The sequence below is a fragment of the Streptomyces sp. CA-179760 genome (genome assembly GCF_050937045.1).
GTDB lineage: Bacteria > Actinomycetota > Actinomycetes > Streptomycetales > Streptomycetaceae > Streptomyces.
Genome location: NZ_JBNJLZ010000001.1, coordinates 762,694 through 783,334, shown reverse-complemented (window position 1 = coordinate 783,334; position 20,641 = coordinate 762,694). Strand labels below are relative to the sequence as shown.

The following is a 20,641-nucleotide window of genomic DNA, read 5'->3' as shown; positions in this document are numbered from 1 at the left end:
GCCCAGGGGGCGCAGCCCGACGCGCAGCGTCCACGGCACCGCTTCACTGAACATACGGGGCCCTTGTGCGCTCCGAGACCCCGGGAGGAATACGAAGGTGACTGGCTGGAGCCCCCAGGAGCTGTCGCGCATCGGCGACGCCGAGGAACTGGAGATCGCGCCGCTGCACGCAGACGGCTCGCACCGGCGCCCGACGCCGATCTGGGTCGTCCGGATCGGCGACGACCTGTACGTCCGGGCCCACCGGGGCCGGCGAGGGGTCTGGTTCAGCGCCACACAAGAACAGCACCAGGGGCACATCTCCTCGGGTGGGGTGAGCAGGGACGTGGCGTTCGTCGACGAGCCGGATGCGGCACGCAATGATGAGATCGACGCTGCCTACCGCAGCAAGTACGGCCGCTACGGGGCCCGTTACGTGGACCCGATGGTCGCCGATGCCGCGCGGGCGGCCACCTTGAAGCTCATCCCGCAGTAGCGCCACGCCGCAGGGAGCCCCGGTCAGGACGTGGGCGCGGCGGACAGGGCGCGCGGGTGGATCGGACCGCTGGTGTCCGCGAGCGGTGTGCCCGGACGACCGCGGGTGCGGGCAAGGATCTCGGCTGTGATCGAGATGGCCGTCTCCTGCGGGGTCGCAGCTCCCACGTCCAGACCGATCGGCGAGTTCAGCCGCTTCAGGGCGTCGGAGCTGACGCCTTCGGCGCGCAGCAGTTCCGGGCGGCGTTCATGGGTACGGCGTGAACCCATGGCCCCGATGTATCCGACATCCCGCTGCAGGACGTCGCGCAGCAGCGGATGTCGAACTTGGTGTCGTGCGTCAGCACGCAGACGGCCGTGCGTTCGTCGGTGGCCGTGGCGGCGAGGAAGCGGTGCGGCCAGTCGGTGACCACGCGGTGGGCGTGCGGGAAGCGGTCTTTCGTGGCGAAGACGGGGCGGACATCGCACTCGGTGACGCGGTAGCCCAGGAAGCGGCCGCCCTGGCTGAGGGCGTCGGCGAATTCCACTGCTCCGAAGATCAGCATGTCCGGTGCGGGGCGGCGGGTGTGCACCAGGGCACTGACGGACGCGCAGCCGGGCCTGGCCGGGCTGCGCACAAGGGTGCTGACACCGCCCCGCTGGGCGGCTGCGGCGGGCGCTGCCAGGCGGGCAGGAACAGGAACGGGCGGGCAGGGGAGGGGAGTTCCGGGCTCGAGCAGCGGCAGAACCCGGCCCGCCATATGCGGGTCGGCGGCTTCGATGATCTGCACGAGAGTGACGGGCTGTTCGTCGACTGCGGAGGCCAGGGCGATGGCCAGATGTTCCTGGTCGTCCGGGTGGATGCGCTGCACGTACACGGTGATGCTGCCGCCGCACATCAGTCCCGCGGCCCAGGCGTCGTCGTCGGAGGAGTCGAAGCGGGCGTGCTCGGGTGTGCCGTTCTCGGCCAGCGGGCGCCGGCACAGGTCATGGACGGCGGCGTCCACGCAGCCGCCGGAGATGCTGCCCGCCACCTGGCCGTCGGCGTCGACGGCCATGGAGGTTCCCACGGGCAGCGGGGTGCTGCCGGTGGTGGTGGTGACGGTGGCCACGGCGAAGGGGCGGCGCTTACGGCACCAGTGGGCGAGGGCGGCGGCGATGTTCAGCACGTCGGGCTCATCTCGTGCGTGGGGCCTTCCGCCGCCCCGGCTTCGGGGCGCGGCCAAGGCGGCGGGAGGCGGTCAGGGGTTACAGGAGTGCGTCGAGGGTGATGGGCAGTTGCCGGATGCGGCGTCCGGTGGCGTTGAAGACGGCATTGGCGATGGCGGGGGCGACCCCGACGTGCACGACTTCTCCCAGGCCCTTGACGCCGATGGGGTCGGCGACGGTGTCGCTGCCGTCGAGGAAGATCGCTTGCAGGTCGCCGATGTCGGCGTTGACGGGGACGAGGTAGTCGGCGAGGTTGGCGTTGGTGATGCGGCCGTCGCGGTGGTCGGTGACGGAGTGTTCGAGCAGGGCGGTGCCGATGCCGCCGATCATGCCGCCGATGGCCTGGCTGTCGGCGAGGGTGGGGCTGATGATGCGGCCGGCGTCGTACACGCCGAGCAGGCGCCGCACCCGCACCAGGCCGAGGCGGGCGTCGACGGCGACTTCGGCGAAGGTGGCGGCGTAGGCGTACATGGAGTGCCGTTTGGCGCCGGTGGGCGGGGCGAAGGTGCCCGTGGTCTCCAGGTGGGTGCGCCGGTTGCGTTCCATCAGCTGCTGGTAGGTCTCGCCGCGGGCGGGCCTGTCGGTCAGGTGCAGGCGCCCGGAGCGTACGACGACCTGCTTCGGGGCGGCGTTATGGAGCGGGGAGTCGGGGTCGCCCACGGCGAGGTCGATGGCGGTGCGGCGGACGGTGTCGCAGCCGGCCTGGACGGCGGATCCGACGCTGGCCATGGTCTGGGAGCCGCCGTGCGGTGGGGTGGGCGGCATGGTGGAGTCGCCGATGCGGGTGGTGATGCGCTTGAGCGGCAGTCCGAGGGCGTCGGCGGCGACCTGGGACAGGGAGGTGTAGGTGCCCGGCCCCATGTCGCTGGCTGCGGCCTCGACGCGGGCGGTGCCGTCGGCGTCGAGCCGGATGTGGGCCTGGGCCTTGTTGCGCAGCGTGTCGTAGGCGCCGGCGGCCATGCCCATGCCGATCAGCCAGTTGCCCTCGCGGCGCGAGCCCGGCTTCGTGCTGCGCCGCTGCCAGCCGAACTCCTTTGCGCCGGTGGTGTAGCAGTCGGCGAGCCGCCGGGTGGAGAACGGCAGGTCATTGGACTGGTCGGCGTCGGGTTCGTTGCGGCGTCGCAGTTCGAGGGGGTCGATGCCGAGCTCGTGGGCGAGGTCGTCGACGCCGGATTCGAGGGCGAACGCAGCGGTGGCGTAGCCGGGGCCGCGCATGTAGAGCGGGGTGCTCACGTCGAGCGGCACCTTGCGGTAGCTCTGGCGCACGTGCGGGGTGGTGTAGAGCATCTGGCCGCTGCTGAGTACGGCTTCGGTGAAGTCCTCGTAGCGGGAGGTCTCGGCCAGGACGCTGTGGTCGGCGGCGAGCAGGCGGCCGCGGCGGGTGGCGCCCAGCTGCAGCCGGTAGCGGTAGGCGGGCCGGTAGCCGGTGTCGAAGGCCATCTGCTTGCGGGTGAGGACGACCTTGACCGGCCGCTTCACGGCGCGGGCGGCCACAGCGGCGATCACCACGTGCGGCCAGGCGCGCAGTGCACTGCCGAAGCCGCCCCCGACGAACGGGGAGATGACGTGGACCTGGTCGAGTTCGAGGCCGAAGACGGCGGCGAGCTCGGTCTGGGCGCCCACCACCCACTGCGTCTTGTCCCGCACGGTCAGCTCGTCGCCCTTCCAGGACGCGATCGTGGCGTGCGGCTCCATCGGATGGTGGTGATTGCGGGCCAGCTGGTAGGTGGCCTCGATCCGCACCGGCGCGTCGGCGAGCGCGTCGGCGGCGTTGCCCCGCTCATACGTCGTGGCCTTGGCCGGCTTGGCCCGCTCCAGGTCGGTTTCGGTGGACCGGTCGTCGTAGGAGACCCGCGCCAGGCGGGCGGCGTGCTGGGCCTGCTCCAGGGTGGTGGCCACGGCGACGGCCACGGGCTGTCCGTGGAAATGGACGGTGTCGTCCTGGAAGGCGCGCAGGCGGCGGCCGCCGGACGGGTTGTTGCTGCTCTCGTTGTCCCGGTAGGGCAGGCGGGGCGCGTTGAGATGGCTGATGACGGTCAGCACTCCGTCCAGGGCGAGCGCCGCATCGGTGTCGATGCCGGTGATGCGGCCTCGGCCCACGGTCGCGTCGACGATGACCGCGTGCACCACGCCGTCGACGTCGTGTTCGGCGCTGTAGGTGGCGGTGCCGGTGACTTTCGCGCGGCCCTCCACGCGGGAGACGCGGGCGCCGACGGCGGCGGACGGCTGGCTCACAGCGAATCTCCGATCTCGGTCAGCTGCCGCTCCACGGTGCGGGTGAGCAGCGGCAGTTTGAAGCGGTTGTGCTCGAGCGGGCGGGCGCCGCGGGTGGCGTGCTGGGCGGCCTGGGACCACAGCTTGGGGTGGGGGCGCTGCCCGATCAGGGCGTTCTCGACGGCCTCGAGTCGCCAGGGCACGGTGCCCACACCGCCCGCGGTGACGCGGGCGGTGGTGATCCGCCCGCCGGTGGTGTGCAGGGCGACGGCCGCCGAGGTCAGGGCGAACTCGTAGCTCTGCCGGTCGCGGACCTTGAGATAGCCGGACGCCAGCCCCTCGGGGTGCTCGGGCACGTCCACCCGCGTGATGAGCTCTCCCGGCTTAAGCGCATGCTCGAGGTGCGGCGTGCTGCCGGGCTTGAGCATCAACCCGGCCAGCGGCAGGCGGCGTTCCCCGGCCGGCCCGCGCAGCTGGACCGCGGCGTCGAGCGCGACGAGGGCGACCGCCAGGTCGGAGGGGTGCGTCGCCACACAGGATGCGGACGTCCCCAAGATGGCGTGCATGCGGTTGGCGCCGCTGCGGGCGGCACAGCCCGATCCGGGACGGCGCTTGTTGCAGCCGGCACTGACGTCCCGGAAATAGGAGCAGCGGGTGCGCTGCAGCAGGTTCCCGCCGATCGTGGCCATGTTGCGCAGCTGTGCGGAGGCGCTGGCCTGAAGCGCCTGACTGATCACCGGATAGCGGCCGCGCACTGCCCGGTGCGCGGCCGCCTCGGTCATGGTGACCAGGGACCCGATGCGCAGGACGCCGGCGTCGGCGGCATGGATCTGCTTCAGGGGCAGTGTGCTGATGTCGACGACGGCGTCGGGACGTTCCACGGTTTCGCGCATCAGGTCGACCAGGGTGGTGCCGCCGGCGATGTACCGGGCGCCCTTGGCCGCGGCGGCCACGGCCTCGGGAAGCTGCTCGCGGAGCGGTAGGTGAAGGGATACATGCAGTGGTCCTCGTTCAGGAGTGGCGGGCGGCCTGCTCGACCGCGCGGACGATCTTCGGGTAGCAGCCGCAGCGGCAGATGTTGCCGCTCATCGCCTCGCGGATGTCGTCGGCGGACGTGGCCCGGCCCTCCCTCAGACACCCCAGACCGGACATGATCTGTCCTGGAGTGCAGTAGCCGCACTGGAAGGCGTCCTGGTCGATGAACGCTTGCTGCAGCGGATGCAGCCGCTCGCCATCGGCGACCCCCTCGATGGTCGTGACCTCGCGTCCATCGACGCGGACGGCCAGCGTGAGACAGCCGTTGACGCGCCGACCGTCGACCAGGACGGTGCACGCGCCGCACGCTCCCGCGTCGCACCCCTTCTTGGTGCCGGTCAACTGCAGGTGCTCGCGCAGCAGATCCAGAAGAGACGTCCGGTTGTCCACCGTGAGCGTGTGCTGCGTGCCGTTGACGGTCACCGCCACCTCCGTGGTGGGGGCCTGCTCGCCGGCCTGCGCCGTGCCGGCACTCAGCTGGGGGAGGCCAGCCACGGTCAGTGCGCCGCCGACGGCCGCGCTGGTGGCCAGCACCGTGCGCCGTGTCGGGCGGCGCCGGACGGTGTCGGGTGGGGTGGCGGGCTCGGAGCTCATGGAATCTCCCATGGACAAGACGTCGGGGTGCCCGGGCGCGGGGCACGAAGCAAGGTGACAGGCGTGGACGCGACGGCGCGTCGGGCATCAAGGCGGGCTGCCGCGCGTCGGCGCAGCCTCGTGCAGCATGTCTGCTGCCGTGGGCGACTCTGCCCGAACGCGCCAGAGGCAGACAGGGAGAGTTTCTCCCTGGGAGAACCTCTCCCTTACGGGCCCCCGAGGACGCTGACAGCGTGTCAGGCACCGTCTGGCAGCTGCGGCTTGCGGCCCGCCAGGCACGCCACAGGCGGCGGCTTGTTGTCGACTCCGGCCCCGGCCGGGACGACCGTGCGAGCACGCCGCCCGGCTCCCCGAAACCCAGCAGAGAATGGACGCATCGATGGTCAAGACGTTCCGGCGAACCGGGGCGGCGGTGCTCGCCAGTGCCGCGGGCTCCGCCATGCTGCTCACCGGTTGTTCCACGGAATCCGACTCCGAGCCGACGTCGCGCGGCGCCGCCACGCGATCCGTGACGGCCGATCCCGTGGGTGCGGCCTCAAGTCCGGGGATCGTCGTGTCACGGGACGCGGACCGCGAGATCACGGAGGGGGCCGCGGACAACTTCACCGGCACGGTGTCGATCCAGCCGCAGTACCGCGGCGACGACAACGCCGAGCGCATCTCCGACGTACGGTTCGAGCCAGGCGCCCGGACCGCCTGGCACACCCACCCCGCCGGCCAGCGACTGATCGTCACCGAGGGCACCGGCTGGGTGCAGGAGTGGGGCAAGAAGCGCATCACCGTCCGCGAGGGGGATGTCGTCTGGTTCGCGCCGGGCGTCAAGCACTGGCACGGCGCGACCGTCGGCAGCGCGATGGCCCATCTCGCCGTCACCTACGCCGTGGACGGGGCCACCGCGGACTGGATGGAGCACGTCAACGACGACCAGTACCTGGGCCGGAAGCAAGGGGGCCGGGCGTGACCAAGTCCAGGACACTCGCGCTCGTAGGAACGCTCGCCGCGGGCACCCTGCTGGTGGGCTACACCGCTCAGGCCCAGCCAGGCTCGGATGCCGCTCCACCCTCGCGCGCGCAGCAGATCGAGTCCGTCTCGCCGGCGCTGGCCAAGTACGACGAAGAGCGCGTGCAGAACCTCTGGAACGACGACAGCCTCTCGCGCCGCGACCGCGGGCTGATCACCCTCGCGGTGCTCATCTCCAGCGGCCAGACCTCGGAGCTCGGCCGCTACACGGACCGCGCCCTGGACGACGGGCTGACCGCCGCGGAGATTTCGGAGACGGTCACCCAGCTTGCCCTCTACTCCGGCTGGCAGAACGCCAAGGCTGCCATGCCGGCGATCTCCAAGGTGTTCGCCGTGCACAGGATCAAGGCCGACCAACTGCCCGAGCGTGACCCGAAACTGCTTCCGCAGGACCAAGAGGCCGAACAGGCCCGTGAAAAGCGCGTCCAGGAGCAGTACGGCAGCGTGTCCCAGGGCGTCGTGGACGACACCGACGACGTGCTCTTCGACGACCTGTGGCTGCGCCCGGACCTCAAACCGCGCGATCGCAGCCTGGTCACCGTCGTCGCCCTCATCGCGACTGGCCAGAGCGGCCAGATCGCCGTACACCTCAACAAGGCGATGGACGCCGGGCTCACAGACGACCAGGTCGACGCGATGCTGCACCATGCCGCCTACTTCACCGGCTGGCCGAAGGTGTTCACGGCCATGCCGGCGATCCGAGACGTCCTGAAGTCCCGCTGACCCGGACGGCGGCGCAGCGCTCGAGCAGAGCGCGCAGAGCCGATACGGCCCCGGGTGGTGGCGAAGGCGGAAACCTTCCCCACCACCCGGGGCCCAGTGCGTTGCACCCACGCGCCTACCGGTCAGCGCAGGTCGACGCGGGAGTGCAGGGGCAGCTGCGTGGCCGAGGAGCCGGCCCATACGGTGCGGGCACCGCGGCTGGTGTCCCACTGGTGCGTGCTGGCATTCCAGTGCCGCAGGCTGTCCTGGTCGACATGGATGCGGACCGTGCGCTGCTGGCCCGGCTTGAGCGTCACCTTGGTGTAGCCCGCCAGCGCCTTGGACGGCTGCTGGCCCGGCCACGAGGAGTCAGGGCCGAGATAGACCTGCGGCGTGTCCGATCCGATGCGCTCGCCGGTGTTGCTGACGCGCAGCGTCACGTCCAGCCCCTTCCTGGCGGGCTGCACGGTCAGGTGGCTATAGGCGAACGACGTGTAGGACAGGCCGTACCCGAAGGGGAACAGCGGCCGTGTGCCGGTCTTGTCGTACCAGCGATAGCCGACATCGACCCCCTCGCGGTAGCTGACCACACCGTCGCGCCCGGGGTAGGCGGAAGAGTCGCCCGCGACCGGGTGTGCTCTTCGGAGGGTCGGGAAGGTCTGGGTGAGCCGCCCGCTGGGACTGACCTGCCCGTACAGCAGCCGTGCGGTGGCCCGCCCTCCCATGCCGCCGGGGTAGTACATGTTCAGCACGGCCTTCACACGGTTCAGCCATGGCATGGTGACGGCCGAGCCGGTGTTGAGCACGACAACGGTGTTGGGGTTGGCGCGGGTGACCGCGTCGATCAGCTTGTCCTGCTCGAAGGGCAGAGACAGGCTCGTGCGGTCGAAGCCCTCGGTGCCCTCGTCGAAGGCGAACACGACTGCCGTCTTCGCCTTGCGGGCCGCCTCGACCGCCTTGGCGCGGTCGGCTGCGACGGCTTCCGGCGTAACCCACGACATCTGCACATGGTCGGTCGAACGGATGGCGCGCAGCTGCAGCTTGACCTCGTGGGTGCCGGGCTTGAGCTGCAGGGCGCCGCGCGCGGCCTTGTTGCGGGAGCCGCGCAGGACGTCGGTTCCGTCGATGGTGAGCAGCGACACCGACTGCGGGGCACTGACGTTGAACGTGTACAGGCCGCCCGTCTTGACGGTCAGCTTGGAGGTGAAGGTCTTCTCCTCGCCGTAGCCGAGGTCGATGCCGTCGGCGGGGAACGCCGGATCGAGGGCGCCTTCGGGAATCCGGGTGCCGGTCAGGTCGAGGCCCGGCTGGTAGGCGACGGCCCCGGTGGCCCGCTTGCGGATCTCGTCGAGCGGGGCGGTGACGGTGTTCGGGTTGACCTCGGAGCTGCCCCCTCCGCCGATCACCGGCTTCTGGGCCGGCTGACCGATCACGGCGAGGCTGCCCGAGCGGGCGTTCAGCGGCAGCGTGTCGTGCTCGTTCTTCAACAGCACCGCACCCTGCTCGGCGACCCGTTGAGCGATCCGGTCGCCCATGTTCCCGGCCGGCTTCGGCCGCTCGGGCAGCGTGCATCCCGCTTGCGGCCCGTCGGGAGTGGCACAGGCCAGCAGGCCGTAGTGGTTCATCTGCGTGAGGATGCGGGTGACGGACGCATCGAGGTCGTGCTGCGGGATGCTGCCGTCCGTGATGGCCTTCTTCAAGGGCGCGTCCAGGTAGTTGCCCAGCGGCATCTCCTGATCCAGACCCTTGGTCAGGGACTTGGTGGAGTGGGTGGCGCTCCAGTCCGACATCACCCACCCCTCAAAGCCCCACTGTTCGCGCAGCACGTGGTTGAGGAGTTCGTCGTTCTCGCAGGCGTGGACGCTGTTGACCTTGTTGTAGGCGCACATGAACGCGCTCGCGCCCGAGGCGAGGGCGGCCTTGAAGGGCGGCATCTCCACCTCGCGCAGCATCTGCTCGCCCACCCGCGCATCCAGCGTCTGCCGGTCGCGTTCCTGGTTGTTGGCCGCGAAGTGCTTGACCGTGGCCATCAGCCCTTCGCCCTGGATCCCGGAGATCTCCTGCGAGACCATGCGCGAGGAGATGAGCGGATCCTCGGCGAACGTCTCGAAGTTCCGGCCGCCGTACGGCACGCGGATGATGTTGGTCATCGGCGACAGCAGCACGTCCTGGCCCAGCGCCCTGCCGTCCCGCCCGATCACCTTGCCGAAGTCGCGGGCCAGGCGGTCATTGAAGCTGGACGCCAGCGCCACGGGGGCGGGCATGGCCGTGGCCTTCTCCTTCAGGTGGATCCCTGCGGGCCCGTCCGTCAGCCGCAGGGGCGGGACGCCGAGCCGCTTCACCCCGGGGATGAAGCCGGCCTGGCCGCGGCTCTCGGGGTCGTTCGACCCGTGCACGAACGAGATCTTCTCGTCCAGGGTCATGGCCCGCACCAGGTCGTGCACCGGCTCGTCGATGCGACTGCGCACGTCCGAAGACGCCGCACTCGCCGGCCACAGCGCATATCCGCCCAGCACCGCGAGAGCGGTCGCGGCACCTGCCAGCACTCTTTTCGATTTCATGGCGGCTCCCGGCCGCAGCAGTGCGGCCGTTACTCGGAATCAGATGGGAAACAAGCCGCTGCCGCAGCCTTCGAGGAACCCCTCGGCAGAGCCACGGCAGCACACAGTCCCGGGCACGGCGCGCCCGGCGACGTCTGGGGGCTGGGTCTGTTGGCTGTGCGGGCGGCTCGACAGCCGTGCGCACAGCGGCCGGCTGCGTCCGACAGCCGGCCAGGTCAGGTGTAGGCGAGCAGCCGCCCGCAGACGGTCACCCCGGTCCAAGACACCAGGGAGACCACGGCCGCAGCACGCGCACGGCCCGGAGGAAGAACGTCCCTGTCCCACCCCCGCACACCGCGGTAGGTGCCCCGGTGGAAGACGGCAATGTTGATGCCCGCGACCAGGAGCAGCGCCAGCTTGAATGGCGCGGCACCACTGCCCGCGATCGACACCGCACCGGAGACGAACATCAAGACACCGCTCACGGCAGCCACGACGAAACCGACCTGGGCCAGCGGCAGTAGATGACGGGCGGCCACCGTCACCGGCAGCACACGCCGCCCCAGGCCCAGTAGCCGCAGATCGAACGCCACAGCCGGCCCCACCATCACCGCCAGCCCGAGCACGTGGATGCACTCCAGCACCGCATACAGATACGGAGTGGTGCGCACCGCCTCGGCCAGCCCCAACTGCTCGAGCCAGCCGAAGAACTCCGACACGGCCTACGCTCCCGAGCTGCGGCGCTTGATGTACACGGCGCCACCGGCGACCAGCAGCATCACGACGGCACCGGTCACCGTCCACACCAACGCATTGGACGAAACCGAATCGTCCCCTTGCTCGGCCGCGCTGGAAGAAGCCTCATCACGACCATCGGAGTCAGCGGAGGAATCGGCGGACTGGCCCGGCGGCACAGGCTTGTCCGGCAGCGACAACAGCCGCTGCCGTACGGCCTGCCCGTCCTCCAGATAGATCAACTCCGGGCGCAACTCGTCATCGTGTTCGCGGTTGAGGAACCCGACCGCCTCGATGCTCTCCCCGGTCTCCAGGCGACGGTCCAGCCCCCAGTCGCGAAGCGTCTCCGGCGGCGCCAGCACCAGGTTCAGCTCCTTGAGGCCACCGTCGTAGGGTCGCGTCGCCTTCATGGTGTCGCGGGTGCCCATCTCCTCCACGTCCGCGGGGAGATCACGACCCGCCCAGCCCTCGGGAACAGCCGTCTTCTCGACCCGCATGGTCACCTCGACATGCGGGCTGCCCCACCGCACGTTTGTCAGCTCACCCGACAGGTAGTAGGCCCGAGTGGTGTCGAACTCGGCCCACCCGTGGTGCGCAGAGGCTTGCTGCACCGCCACGACTGACAGGGCCGTCCCGCACGCTGCTGCCACCAGCCCTACCCGGGTCAGAATCCGTCGTGCACCCACGCGCAGCCACCAACTCTCAAAGGTTCTTGATCACTTACTGCGCAGCGGACCGGGTATGTGTCCCGGCGCGACGCCCGGGCGTGCACTTCCCGTGGCGCAGTCAGGACGCCTCAGGCACGCGTAGTGAGTCTCGGCTGAAAAGCGCCGGCACCGGGAGGGAAGGATCCTCTCCCCCTCCGAGCGTCCGGTGCCTGAGCCGGCCCGTGTGGGCCTCTGCCGAGCGGAGCCGAATAGCGCTCGCCAGCAGAGTAGGACGCACCGTGGCCAGAGATAGGCGCCGAGTTGTGCCGCCCGGCCTCTCGTCGATTCCGCGCTTGTGACCTCTGGGTGACCGGCACGCCTCGGCACGACGGCCTTGGGACAGATGGGCGGGGCTGGCCAGGTAGGGGTTGTCGTGCGCTGGCGTCTGTTCACGGCCGGCGTCGGAAGGTCCCGGGTGGGCGGATCGGGACGTTGTTCTTGAGGAAGGCGAGGCCCACGGTGGCTAGGCTCGTTCCCTCGCGGTCGGCGATGTCCTGAAGGGACAGGTGGTCGTGTTCGTACCAGGTGCGCCATTGCCCGATGCGTGAGGCGGTGTGCTGGGTGCGCCGGAACCGGGGCGGGCTCCAGTCGACCGGGTGCCGGGACAGCAAGTAGATGACGTGCGCTTTGGTGGTGTTGAGCCTCCGGGCGACCTGGGCGATGGAGAAGTCGCCGAGAGGCACGGCCTGGCGGAGTTGCGCCGCGGTGACGCTGTCCGGGTCGGGGCCCGGCAACGTCAGTGAGTGAAGGGTGGCAGGGTCGAGGCGCGGGGCCCATTGGACGGGTTCGTCGATGCCGGTCAGGTCGCTGAAGGCGGCGTGGTTGAGGATCAGGCCGCCCAGACAGCGCGCATCGCGCAGTACTACGAGCAACGATGCGCCGGCCGTCCCGTACAGAGGCCAGTGCACCGTCTGCTCCGGTGCCGCGAGAAGGTCATCGAACACCGCCCAACGGGGCAGCATGGGGCTGGCCAGGGCCACATCCCGCATGGGCAGCCCCAGGGAGTGCAGCACGTCGACGAAGTGGCAATGCAGGCGTGCGGCGAGGAACTCCAGCCATGAATCGAGCGCCTTGCCCGCGATGGGCGCGTACCGGATCGGCAGGATCCGAGGTCCGGTGCTCACCGGGAGGCTCGTACACGGGTCGGTCGGCTGGTGGCCTTGCCTGCTTGGAGGCGTGCTCGAGCTCGGCACGGGCCTGCTCGGCGGCCGCATCGATGCGGACCTGGTCCAGGAGATCGCGGGTGAGGCGTTCGGCCCCGCTGCGGACGGCGCGCTGGCAGCCGCGGTTGATGAAGGTCATGAGTGCACCGATGTGCCCGGTGCTGCGGGCGAAGAGGTAGTCGGACAGTTCGTCGGCGAGCATGCCGGGATGGGCGTCGGCCAGGACGATGCGCTGTTCGAGGGCGAGCAGGAGTTGGCGCCAGCGGCGGCGGCCCTGCTCGGTGTCGATGGTGAACGGAGGCATGTCGAGGCGGGTGGTGCGCCGGCCGGTCTGTGCCAGCGCCGTGTCTCCGGCGGCTTCGCCTTCGCTGAACAGGCCCTTGTCCGTGAGGCCCACGCCGACCTTGAGCAAGGTGACGGGGACAAGTACGCCGGGGGCAGACACGAAAGGTCGCGGAAAGACTGGCCAACGAGTGCAAGGGCATGTCAACGTAGACGACCTTGCAAGAAACACCAGGTCAGAGAGGTGATTGCCTGTGACCGTCGCCCCTTTGGGCCCCGGTTTCTCCACCACCGTCGAAGCCTTGCGCCTGCGGGAGTGGCAGCTCGGCCCTGGCCAGCCGACTCTGGTCCTGGACCAGTTCTGCACCGAGGACTTCCACGTGGTCGTCGATGATCGCGGGGACGTGCACGTCGGCTCCAAGGACGGCCGGTTTTACCTCGGCTGGTTCCCGCTCGGCCGCCCCGGCACTGACGGCGAGGGATGGAAGATCGCCGTCACCGGCACCGCCAAGGTCCGTGGCTACCAGATGTCATTCGATACCGAGACGCCGGCCGACATCGTCGCCGCCGCCGTAGCGCGCGTGCTGGAGACCTCACGCCGCCTCTGACAGCGGCCACCGACAGGTAATGCCCCTCCTGTGAGCGGCCGGCTGTATCGACCGCCGGCCCGTTCTCATCGCTCCTTGTTTCCCCGCCCCCAGGAGGCTGTTCGTGACGTCCCCGGAGATGTCCGTCGGCGATCTCATCGACCTGCTGTCCGCCTGCGACCGGAGTGCTCCGGTCCGCCAGGCCATGAATCCGTTCTTCCCGATGGCCCACCGCTTGGCGCAGGTCGTGCAGTTGGTGGACGCGACCGGCCGGACCGTCGTCTATCTCGCCGAAGGGCGGGACGAGGACGCACAGCTCGGCCACCTGCCGCCAGAGGTCGCCATCGCCCTGACGTGGCAGGGCCCTGTCCAGGCGCCCCCGCGCCGTCCCCGTCGCCGTGCCGGCGGCAACTAGATACGCATCGAGCCCTTGGAGGCGCCCCTGTACCCCGATGTTCCGACCGACCCGTTCACCCCGCGTGGCGGTCAGCCCGCGTTCTGGGTCGGTCCCCGGCATCTTGCCGGTGATGATGGGTGCCTCTACGACGTCGTCGCCGACAGGCTCGCCGGTCTGGGCTGGACGAGCCTGACGATCGTCCGCGGACGGCACGAGCCGGACGAGGTGCCGGAGGACCGCCAAGTCTTGCGCAGCACCGTCCTGCACATCAGCCCCGACACGCTTCGGTGGGCCCAGTGGGTTCTGGCGGACGAGCCGTTCCACCTGGGCGACTTGCCGATCGCCTGGCAGATCTCGGCCCGCGCGGACACGAGCAGCCCGTTCGCTCAGTGGTCGGCCTACTTCACCCCCGATGTCCCCGGCGAGGCCGTGGCCGACCTTCTCGTCGCGCTCGACGCCCGCGATCAGCCTGCCATGCCGCTAGCCGGACCCGAGCTGGTCCTCGACGCTGTCGCCGCCCACGGATGGATCCGTGACATCGACCAGCCCCAGGCGGCAGCGACGGACCCGACGTTCACCTCGCACATCAGCCTCGGCGAGGTACCGCCCCTCATCCAGGACGCCGACCCACGCGCCCTGACCACCGAGGCCGACGAGACGGGAACGGCCGGATGGCAAGCATGGGCCGAGCCCGCGCTCGGCGCACGCTGCCTGTGGGCGGCCAGCTTCGGGGGCAGCGTTCCACACGACCTCGTCGCCGCCTTCGCCGCCTCCCTCAGCACGACCGCACCGGTGCTGCCCGAGGCCACCCGAGAGCGCCTCCTGCGCGCCCCAGCCGACTGAAGAAGCTGGGCCGCTATGGCTGCCCGACCTGTGTGAAGCCGGCCACCCCGCCTTCGGGGCGGCCGGCTCGGTCCGTTCTGGACTGCTGGTTCACCGGTCGGGATGAACCTGCTTCCTCGTAAGGGGCACGAACTCCCGAACATCAGCGCGGCCGGACTCGCGGGAAGCACACTGACTCCGTGACTGGTCGGTCGTGAAGGAGAGGTCGAAATGCTCGAATCGACCACCGCCCCGAAGCTGCGGACGGGCCGGTGCAAATGCGGTGACATTGCCTATGAGGTGGCGGGTGCTCCGTACGATCCGCACGTGTGCTTCCCTGATGATTGAGTGAGTTCAAGGGACTCACAGGGGTGGAAGTTGGACGAGTGGTGGTTGGTGTTCGTACCGGATCCGGAACGATGGGGGCCGCTGCCGACGGAGGGGGTGCTGGGGGTCCGCGACCTACCAGCTGCCGTCGACGAGGTGGGGCTTGAGCCGGGCGATCCGGTCTTCGTGCGGCCAGACTTCTCCGTTGACGCAGAATTGCTGCAGTTCGTTCTCTCACCTGAATTCCAGGGCTTGGAACGGGAATCACGTCGGAATTATGCGACGGATATCCGGCTGCTCCTGTCGTGGCTCTGGCGACGGGGCGTGCCCTGGAGAGCGGCGACAAGAAGGGACTTGCAGGCGTACAAGAAATGGCGCCTCGATTCACCGCTGAATCCGCAACGGATCGGCGGTACGAAGTGGAACCGCGAGGCAGCTGCGCTGACCCGGCTCTACAGATGGGCGAAGGTCAACCCTCTCCCGCTGGACGTGGGGCGCCGCGAGGACCGGTCGGCAAGCGCGCGAAGCTCTCGGGTGTCGTGGCTGACTCCGCGGACCTGGGGTGTGTGGCAGGACCTGGGCCTTCGAGGACTCGGTCGTGATGGAGCGCCGTTGCCTGGCTGGGATGGACGAACTGAGCTGCGGAACACCGCGTACGTGGGGCTGACGCTGAGCTCGGGGCAACGGCGCCAGGAGGCCGGCGCGATGCTGACGTTCGAAGTGCCGACACGGCGTCTCCGGTCCGGGCGCTACTGCCACGGCCAGGTGGCCCGCGCGTTGTCCCGGTCGAAGCGCGACCGGACTTGTTACGCGTCGATCGAGTCCGTACGGCAGGTCGGCGCCTACTCCGAGTCCGAGCGGGCCTGGGCGGTACAGCGCGCCCAGGAGCAGGGTCGCTACGACAAGCTGCCCCTGATGCGGCTGATCACGAAGGTGACGCGAGGCCCGGTCCCGGTCGTACACTGGGCAGACCGCAACGGGGTCGCCGGGAGGCGGGAGTTGAGCCTGCTGAACTGGCGCGAACGGCAGTGGCTGTTCGTCGAAGGGCCAGAGGGACCGGAGCCGGCATGGCTGTGGTTGACCGAGCAGGGCATGCCGATGCTGCCGGACCGGTGGAACACGGTGTTCCGGCAGGCCAACCAGCGCTGCGAGGAAGCTCTGCTGACGCCGGAGGAACGAGAGGTGCCGCGGCTGGTCAGACTGGCCGAGGTACGGGGGAAGATCCCATACGCGACTCCGCACTCCGCGCGGCACTCGATGGCGCTCTACATGCTGATCGTGCTCAACGAGCTCATGGACAAGAAGTACGGGCTGACCGCCGCAGATCGGCGTGACTTCGCGCAGCTCTACGGCGACCCGTGGTGGCTGGTGAAGACCCTGTTGGGGCACCGGGACGTTGAGACAACGAAGGAGCACTACCTCAACCCGGTGATGCATCTGCAGCTGGAGTCGATCCTCGCCTTCGACACCGAGGGCGATGGAAGGCTTCGAGCGCGTCTTCGACTTCGCCGCCCTCGCCGTGCCTGAGCCGATGCGCCGCTCGCTCGCGCGAGCCTTCGCCGAACAGTCCATGGGGTGGAACAGCCACGCGAGTGGCGAGTCGTACTGGCGGTCGTTGGAAGTCTTCGCCCGGTTCCTCAAGGCCCAGGGGCAGCCGGCCGACGACCTGGGAGACCTCACCTCGGCCACGCTCCGGCTCTGGCGCAACAACCACAAGGACACCCCCGGTGGGCGCGAGGCCCTGGGCAAGATGCGGACGCTGCTGAACCGCGAGCCGCGTCTGTCCCAGGGACTTCCTGCCGAAGAACTGGCCCGCCCCGTCCCGAAGAAGGGCAAGCGTTCCAAGCAGTCCTACCGGCCGTCGGAGCGCGACCAGGTGCTGCTGGCCGCCGAACGGCAGTTCCGGGCCGCGCTCCTCCGGATCCGGGAGAACACCAAACTGCTGGCCCGCTATCGGGCCGGCGCGCTCGACACGGACAGCCGGGACTGGAGGATCGGGGAGGTCCTCGATCACATCGCCGCCACGGGCGAGCTTCCCGGGGCCGAAGAGCCCAAGGGGAAGGTCTGCACCCGGGCCGAGTGGCTGCTGCGCGGCCGGCACGGCGGGAAGACGACGGGCCGGCTGTTCCTGACGCGGCAGGAACTGACCTCGCTCGCGGTGATGATGACCGACCGCTACGGCTGGAACCTGTCGGTCTACGACCGCCTGCATGTCCCCGTCATCACCCCTTCCGCAGGAGAGACGGCCACGGTCACCTACGAGGTCTTGGTCGAGAAGCGCCGCTCCGGCGAGGGGCAGTGGTTCGACACGGAGAACTACACAGATTCCGGCGCCGACTCGCCCGGCAGGCTCATCACCCAGGCCCTGGAAGCCACGAGGAACGCGCGGGCCCTGGCCGCTGCGTTGGCCCCGGGACATGACCTGCTGATGGCCGCCCGCAACCGGCGTCCGACCGACGTGGACTCCAACCTCGACCGGCCCCGGCCCCTCGGCCCGCTGGTCTTCGGTGTCTCCAAGGCAGATGCGAAGAACTGGGCGACGTCTCACCAGCTCGGCTCGCCCTTCCAGCGCGCACGCAGAACCACCATCACCACCACGGGCAAGCCCCTGCAGCACAAGCCCGGCACGAACCAGAGCATTTACGTCCTGCCCGATGAGAACGTGCAGCGAGCCGCCGTGGACGTGATCGTGGCCGGCGCCGAAGAGGCCCTCGAACAGGCCCGCGACTACACCTTCAAGGGCCGGCTCACGGACGCGGCCGACGCGGCTCACCAGGAGACAGCGACCGCGGACTGCGCCGACGAGGAGACCAGCCCGTGGCCCGACCCCGGCGGGGGCTGCGGCGCCGACTTCCTGCTCTGCCTGTCCTGCGAGAATTCCCGGGTCCACACAGGTCACCACCCCCGCCTCGCGCTTCTGCACCGGCAGTTGAAGTCGCTCCGGTCCACCTGGCCCGAGAAGCTCTGGCACAAGCGATGGGACGAACCCTTCCAGCGACTTGCCGACCTGCGCACGAAGGTCAACGAGAGCACCTGGGACTCCTCGCTGGCCCGGGTCACCGACCGGGATCGGATGATCATCGACCATCTGCTCAAGGGAGACCTCGCCCCGTGACGACAGCGCTGGCCATCGAGTCCGATCCCTACATCCTTCCTCCGCCGGGTCCTGACAGTCTGGTGGTCCAGGACCGGTGGATCAGTGCCACCAACACCCACCCCAACTCCCGCTATGGCGACGACATCTGGTCGATGGGGCCGCTGACCGACAAACCGGGGGACAGCATCCACAAGATCCACTGGAGAAGATGCCCCGCAGCGCTGAGGAGCGAGTTCCAGCGCCTCATCTGGGTCCTGATCAACGGCGAACTGCGCCCCACCTACGTACGGGAACGCGGCTTTCAGAACCGGGGACGCGACGGCGTTCTCAGCATGCGCGACAACATCCTGCAGTGGCTGAAGTTCGCGCGCTGGCTCGACCGGCAGGGTGTTTCCCAGCTCAGTGACTGCACCGTGGAGCACTGGAAAGCGTATGCCGCCAAGTGCACCGGCAGCGGCTGCACGCGCGATCATGCTCTGACCGTGCTGCGCTGGCTGTCGGACCTCTGGGCCTTCGACCAGCTGTCGATCAGTCCCTGCGGCATCACGCGTCCTCCCTGGGAGGACGAGGGCGTCGACGACTACCTGCCGGCCGAGACGGGCGAGGCGCGCGGGGAGAACACGACCGAGCCACTGGACCCGACAGTGATCGGCCCCTTGCTGACCTGGTCGGTCCACATGGTCGAGGACTTCTCCGACGACATTCTGGCGGCCTGGGCCGAGCGCCGCCGCATGCACGCTTCCGTGAAGGCCACTGCGAGCACCCGAGAGGGCCTGGCAGCCGTCAAGGAGTATCTGACGCCACTGATCGACTCCGGCGGTCTGCTGCCCGCCACCGTGAGCCGCAAGCACGGCATCACCCTGGCCCACCACTACGTCGCCGCAGTCACGGGGGCCAGTTGGAACCAGGTCCACCACTTCGTCGCCCGGCGCGGACTCGTCCGGCTCACCGCCCAGCGGCCCGGCCCCAGCCCGATACAGGTGCCGGTGGCGGGCCGGGTCGATGGGCGACCCTGGCGGGAGTTCATGGACTATGAGGAGACACCGATCCTGGTTCGTCATCTGGCCACAGCCGCCGCAATCGTGATCTTGTATTTGACCGGGATGCGCCCCCAGGAGACCCAGTCGCTGCGGTCCGGCTGCTGTCCGGATCCGGAGCCCAACGCCGACGGCTCCACGCCGAGGCACCTGATCCGATCCCACCACTACAAGAACGTCCGCGACTCCGACGGCCACCACATATCTGCCGGTGAGGAGCGAGATGTTCCCTGGGTCGCGATCACACCGGTGGTGAACGCCATCCGCGTTCTGGAACGGATCGTCCCCGAAGGCGAGCTCTTGTTCAGCTCCACCCACCACGACATCGTCGGCCAGCGACAGCACCACGGTGCGCTGAAGCGGGCGAGTCTGGATCGCCGGGTCGAGGATCTCGTCGCGTGGATCAACCAGGAGGCCGCCGCCCAGGGCCTGCCGGATCAGAAGGTGCCGGCGGACCCGCACGGGAACCTGGGGTTGAGCCGCCTTCGCAGAACACTTGCTTGGCACATAGCCCGCCGCCCCGGCGGCCTGGTCGCCCTCGCCATCCAGTACGGACACATGCGCACCGCTCTGGACGCCCGCACTTCCGCCGGCTACGGCAACCGCGGGCGCCGGGGGTTCCACGGAGAGCTCGACGTCGAGACCGCCCTTGCCGCCGCACAGACCGCGGCGCGACTGCGCGACGCTGCCGCCGCTGGGGAGAAGATCTCCGGTCCCGCCGCTCGACGGGCGATCGTCGGAGCAGCTTCGATGCCTCGTTTCGAAGGGGCCCTGACCACCCCGAAGGCGGCAGCCAAGTTCCTCTCGCGCGACGGACTTGTGCTCTTCGACAACCCGGACTCGTTCCTGATCTGTGCGTTCAAGCGCGACACGGCCCTTTGCGACCCGGATCCTGGGGCGACGTCACCCAACCAGTTCGCGTGCCAGCTCGGTTGCGGCAACGCGGTCCGAACGGACAGCCATGCGCGGGCGGCCAGGGAGCACGCTGATCGGCTCGAGACGAAGGCAGCCCTTCTGCCTCAGCCTCTGGGTGATCGGCTCCGCCTGACCGCCGACCGCTTCCGAGGTCTCGCCGACGCCCACGCCGCCGCCGCGCTGGACGCCGAGGAGGCCATCGCATGAACCAGCACATGGATGAACGCGCCCGCATCCGCGAGGCCATGGACCGGCTCCTGGCCGACAAGCCCACCTGCTCCAACGGCAGCCTCACGGCGGTCGCGCTCGCCGCAGAAGCCGGTGTTCACCGCATGGCCCTGCAGAAGCGCCACGCCGACCTCAAGGAGGAGTTCTACGCGCGAGTTCGCGCAGAAACCCACCAGACACCGGAGGTCGAAGCCCGTCTGCGCAAAGAGGTAGTCCGCCTGAAGCAAGCGCTCAAGGACTCCCGGACGGCCGAGGCAAAGTCCCGGCATAGAGCCGAGCAGGTCGCCCTCGCAGCTGCCGTCCTCATCCTCCGCAAGCCCGCCGACGAGGATCAACCCGACCCTGGAAACGTCGTCCCGCTCCGCCCGTCCGGCGCATAAAAGACCAGGAGTTCCTGAACCACCGCCGATGGCCACCAGGCCGCAGCCTCGCCGACCCGCTTCCCTCCTGCGCAGTCGGTATCCGCGACCAATTGTGAGGCCGTTGTGAAGAGTTGAGCGCAGTCGAGGTGAATCCGGATACTGGGGTGGTTGAAATCGGAGGTTTCTTTTGTCTCCTGAGGAGGGGTCAGGGGCGG

The 20,641-nt window shown here is 69.5% G+C and carries 18 protein-coding genes and 3 pseudogenes; 11 read left to right on the top strand and 10 right to left on the bottom strand.

Features of this window, described 5'->3' with window-relative positions:
• Positions 1-97: 97 nt before the first annotated feature.
• On the top strand, positions 98-475 hold the full coding sequence (locus ACQEV8_RS03290) for a DUF2255 family protein (RefSeq protein ID WP_432957186.1): 378 nt from the start codon (positions 98-100) through the stop codon (positions 473-475).
• A gap of 23 nt (positions 476-498) precedes the next feature.
• Here ACQEV8_RS03290 and ACQEV8_RS03285 read toward each other — a convergent pair whose 3' ends face one another.
• From ACQEV8_RS03285 to ACQEV8_RS03265, 5 genes and pseudogenes are all read right to left on the bottom strand, one after another.
• Positions 499-642 carry a hypothetical protein gene (locus ACQEV8_RS03285; RefSeq protein ID WP_432973412.1) on the bottom strand — a complete coding sequence of 48 codons (144 nt, stop codon included), beginning with the start codon at positions 640-642 and terminating at the stop codon, positions 499-501.
• 9 nt (positions 643-651) lie between these two features.
• A pseudogene (locus tag ACQEV8_RS03280) lies at positions 652-1,565 on the bottom strand (XdhC family protein); the annotation flags it as partial.
• Positions 1,566-1,701: 136 nt separating this feature from the next.
• The gene (locus ACQEV8_RS03275) at positions 1,702-3,897 is read right to left on the bottom strand and encodes a xanthine dehydrogenase family protein molybdopterin-binding subunit (RefSeq protein WP_432957185.1); all 2,196 of its coding nucleotides are present in this window, start codon (positions 3,895-3,897) and stop codon (positions 1,702-1,704) included.
• Positions 3,894-4,873, bottom strand: a pseudogene (locus ACQEV8_RS03270) (FAD binding domain-containing protein). The gene ACQEV8_RS03275 and the pseudogene ACQEV8_RS03270 overlap by 4 nt, the downstream one beginning before the upstream one ends.
• 14 nt (positions 4,874-4,887) lie before the next feature.
• Positions 4,888-5,505, bottom strand: coding sequence for a (2Fe-2S)-binding protein (locus ACQEV8_RS03265; protein WP_432957183.1), 618 nt, complete (start codon positions 5,503-5,505; stop codon positions 4,888-4,890).
• A 379-nt stretch (positions 5,506-5,884) separates the two neighbouring features.
• Between ACQEV8_RS03265 and ACQEV8_RS03260 the strand changes: the two genes are divergently transcribed.
• Positions 5,885-6,466 carry a (R)-mandelonitrile lyase gene (locus ACQEV8_RS03260; protein WP_432957182.1) on the top strand — a complete coding sequence of 194 codons (582 nt, stop codon included), beginning with the start codon at positions 5,885-5,887 and terminating at the stop codon, positions 6,464-6,466.
• Positions 6,463-7,248: a carboxymuconolactone decarboxylase family protein gene (locus tag ACQEV8_RS03255; RefSeq protein ID WP_432957180.1), complete on the top strand. Its 786-nt coding sequence runs from the start codon at positions 6,463-6,465 to the stop codon at positions 7,246-7,248. The genes ACQEV8_RS03260 and ACQEV8_RS03255 overlap by 4 nt, the downstream gene beginning before the upstream one ends.
• Positions 7,249-7,370: 122 nt before the next feature.
• Here ACQEV8_RS03255 and ACQEV8_RS03250 read toward each other — a convergent pair whose 3' ends face one another.
• The 5 genes from ACQEV8_RS03250 to ACQEV8_RS03230 all read right to left on the bottom strand — a co-directional run bounded on the left by ACQEV8_RS03250 (position 7,371) and on the right by ACQEV8_RS03230 (position 12,784).
• Entirely contained in the window at positions 7,371-9,788 is a 2,418-nt protein-coding gene (locus tag ACQEV8_RS03250) for a beta-glucosidase family protein (protein WP_432957178.1), read from the bottom strand.
• 215 nt (positions 9,789-10,003) lie between these two features.
• Positions 10,004-10,486: a DUF6644 family protein gene (locus ACQEV8_RS03245; RefSeq protein ID WP_432957176.1), complete on the bottom strand. Its 483-nt coding sequence runs from the start codon at positions 10,484-10,486 to the stop codon at positions 10,004-10,006.
• A 3-nt stretch (positions 10,487-10,489) separates the two neighbouring features.
• Positions 10,490-11,119, bottom strand: a complete 630-nt coding sequence (locus ACQEV8_RS03240; protein WP_432957174.1) for a DUF6152 family protein — start codon at positions 11,117-11,119, stop codon at positions 10,490-10,492.
• 479 nt (positions 11,120-11,598) lie between these two features.
• Positions 11,599-12,153: a hypothetical protein gene (locus tag ACQEV8_RS03235; RefSeq protein WP_432957173.1), complete on the bottom strand. Its 555-nt coding sequence runs from the start codon at positions 12,151-12,153 to the stop codon at positions 11,599-11,601.
• Complete coding sequence (locus ACQEV8_RS03230) at positions 12,143-12,784, bottom strand: hypothetical protein (RefSeq protein ID WP_432957171.1); 642 nt, start codon at positions 12,782-12,784, stop codon at positions 12,143-12,145. The genes ACQEV8_RS03235 and ACQEV8_RS03230 overlap by 11 nt, the downstream gene beginning before the upstream one ends.
• A gap of 124 nt (positions 12,785-12,908) precedes the next feature.
• Between ACQEV8_RS03230 and ACQEV8_RS03225 the strand changes: the two genes are divergently transcribed.
• The 8 genes and pseudogenes from ACQEV8_RS03225 (at position 12,909) to ACQEV8_RS03190 (ending at position 20,444) form a co-directional block, all read left to right on the top strand.
• Entirely contained in the window at positions 12,909-13,262 is a 354-nt protein-coding gene (locus ACQEV8_RS03225) for a DUF317 domain-containing protein (protein WP_432957169.1), read from the top strand.
• 103 nt (positions 13,263-13,365) lie between these two features.
• Complete coding sequence (locus tag ACQEV8_RS03220; RefSeq protein ID WP_432957167.1) at positions 13,366-13,656, top strand: hypothetical protein; 291 nt, start codon at positions 13,366-13,368, stop codon at positions 13,654-13,656.
• A 15-nt stretch (positions 13,657-13,671) separates the two neighbouring features.
• Entirely contained in the window at positions 13,672-14,481 is an 810-nt protein-coding gene (locus ACQEV8_RS03215) for a DUF317 domain-containing protein (protein ID WP_432957165.1), read from the top strand.
• Positions 14,482-14,808: 327 nt separating this feature from the next.
• A pseudogene (locus tag ACQEV8_RS03210) lies at positions 14,809-15,243 on the top strand (integrase); the annotation flags it as partial.
• A gap of 249 nt (positions 15,244-15,492) precedes the next feature.
• A complete protein-coding gene (locus tag ACQEV8_RS03205) occupies positions 15,493-16,314 on the top strand; it encodes a hypothetical protein (protein ID WP_432973409.1) in 822 nt (273 codons plus the stop codon).
• Positions 16,265-17,902, top strand: coding sequence for a hypothetical protein (locus ACQEV8_RS03200; protein WP_432957163.1), 1,638 nt, complete (start codon positions 16,265-16,267; stop codon positions 17,900-17,902). Before ACQEV8_RS03205 ends, ACQEV8_RS03200 begins: the two co-directional genes overlap by 50 nt.
• A complete protein-coding gene (locus ACQEV8_RS03195) occupies positions 17,899-20,043 on the top strand; it encodes an integrase (protein WP_432957161.1) in 2,145 nt (714 codons plus the stop codon). Before ACQEV8_RS03200 ends, ACQEV8_RS03195 begins: the two co-directional genes overlap by 4 nt.
• Positions 20,040-20,444 carry a hypothetical protein gene (locus ACQEV8_RS03190; protein ID WP_432957159.1) on the top strand — a complete coding sequence of 135 codons (405 nt, stop codon included), beginning with the start codon at positions 20,040-20,042 and terminating at the stop codon, positions 20,442-20,444. The genes ACQEV8_RS03195 and ACQEV8_RS03190 overlap by 4 nt, the downstream gene beginning before the upstream one ends.
• The last annotated feature ends 197 nt before the right edge of the window (positions 20,445-20,641 follow it).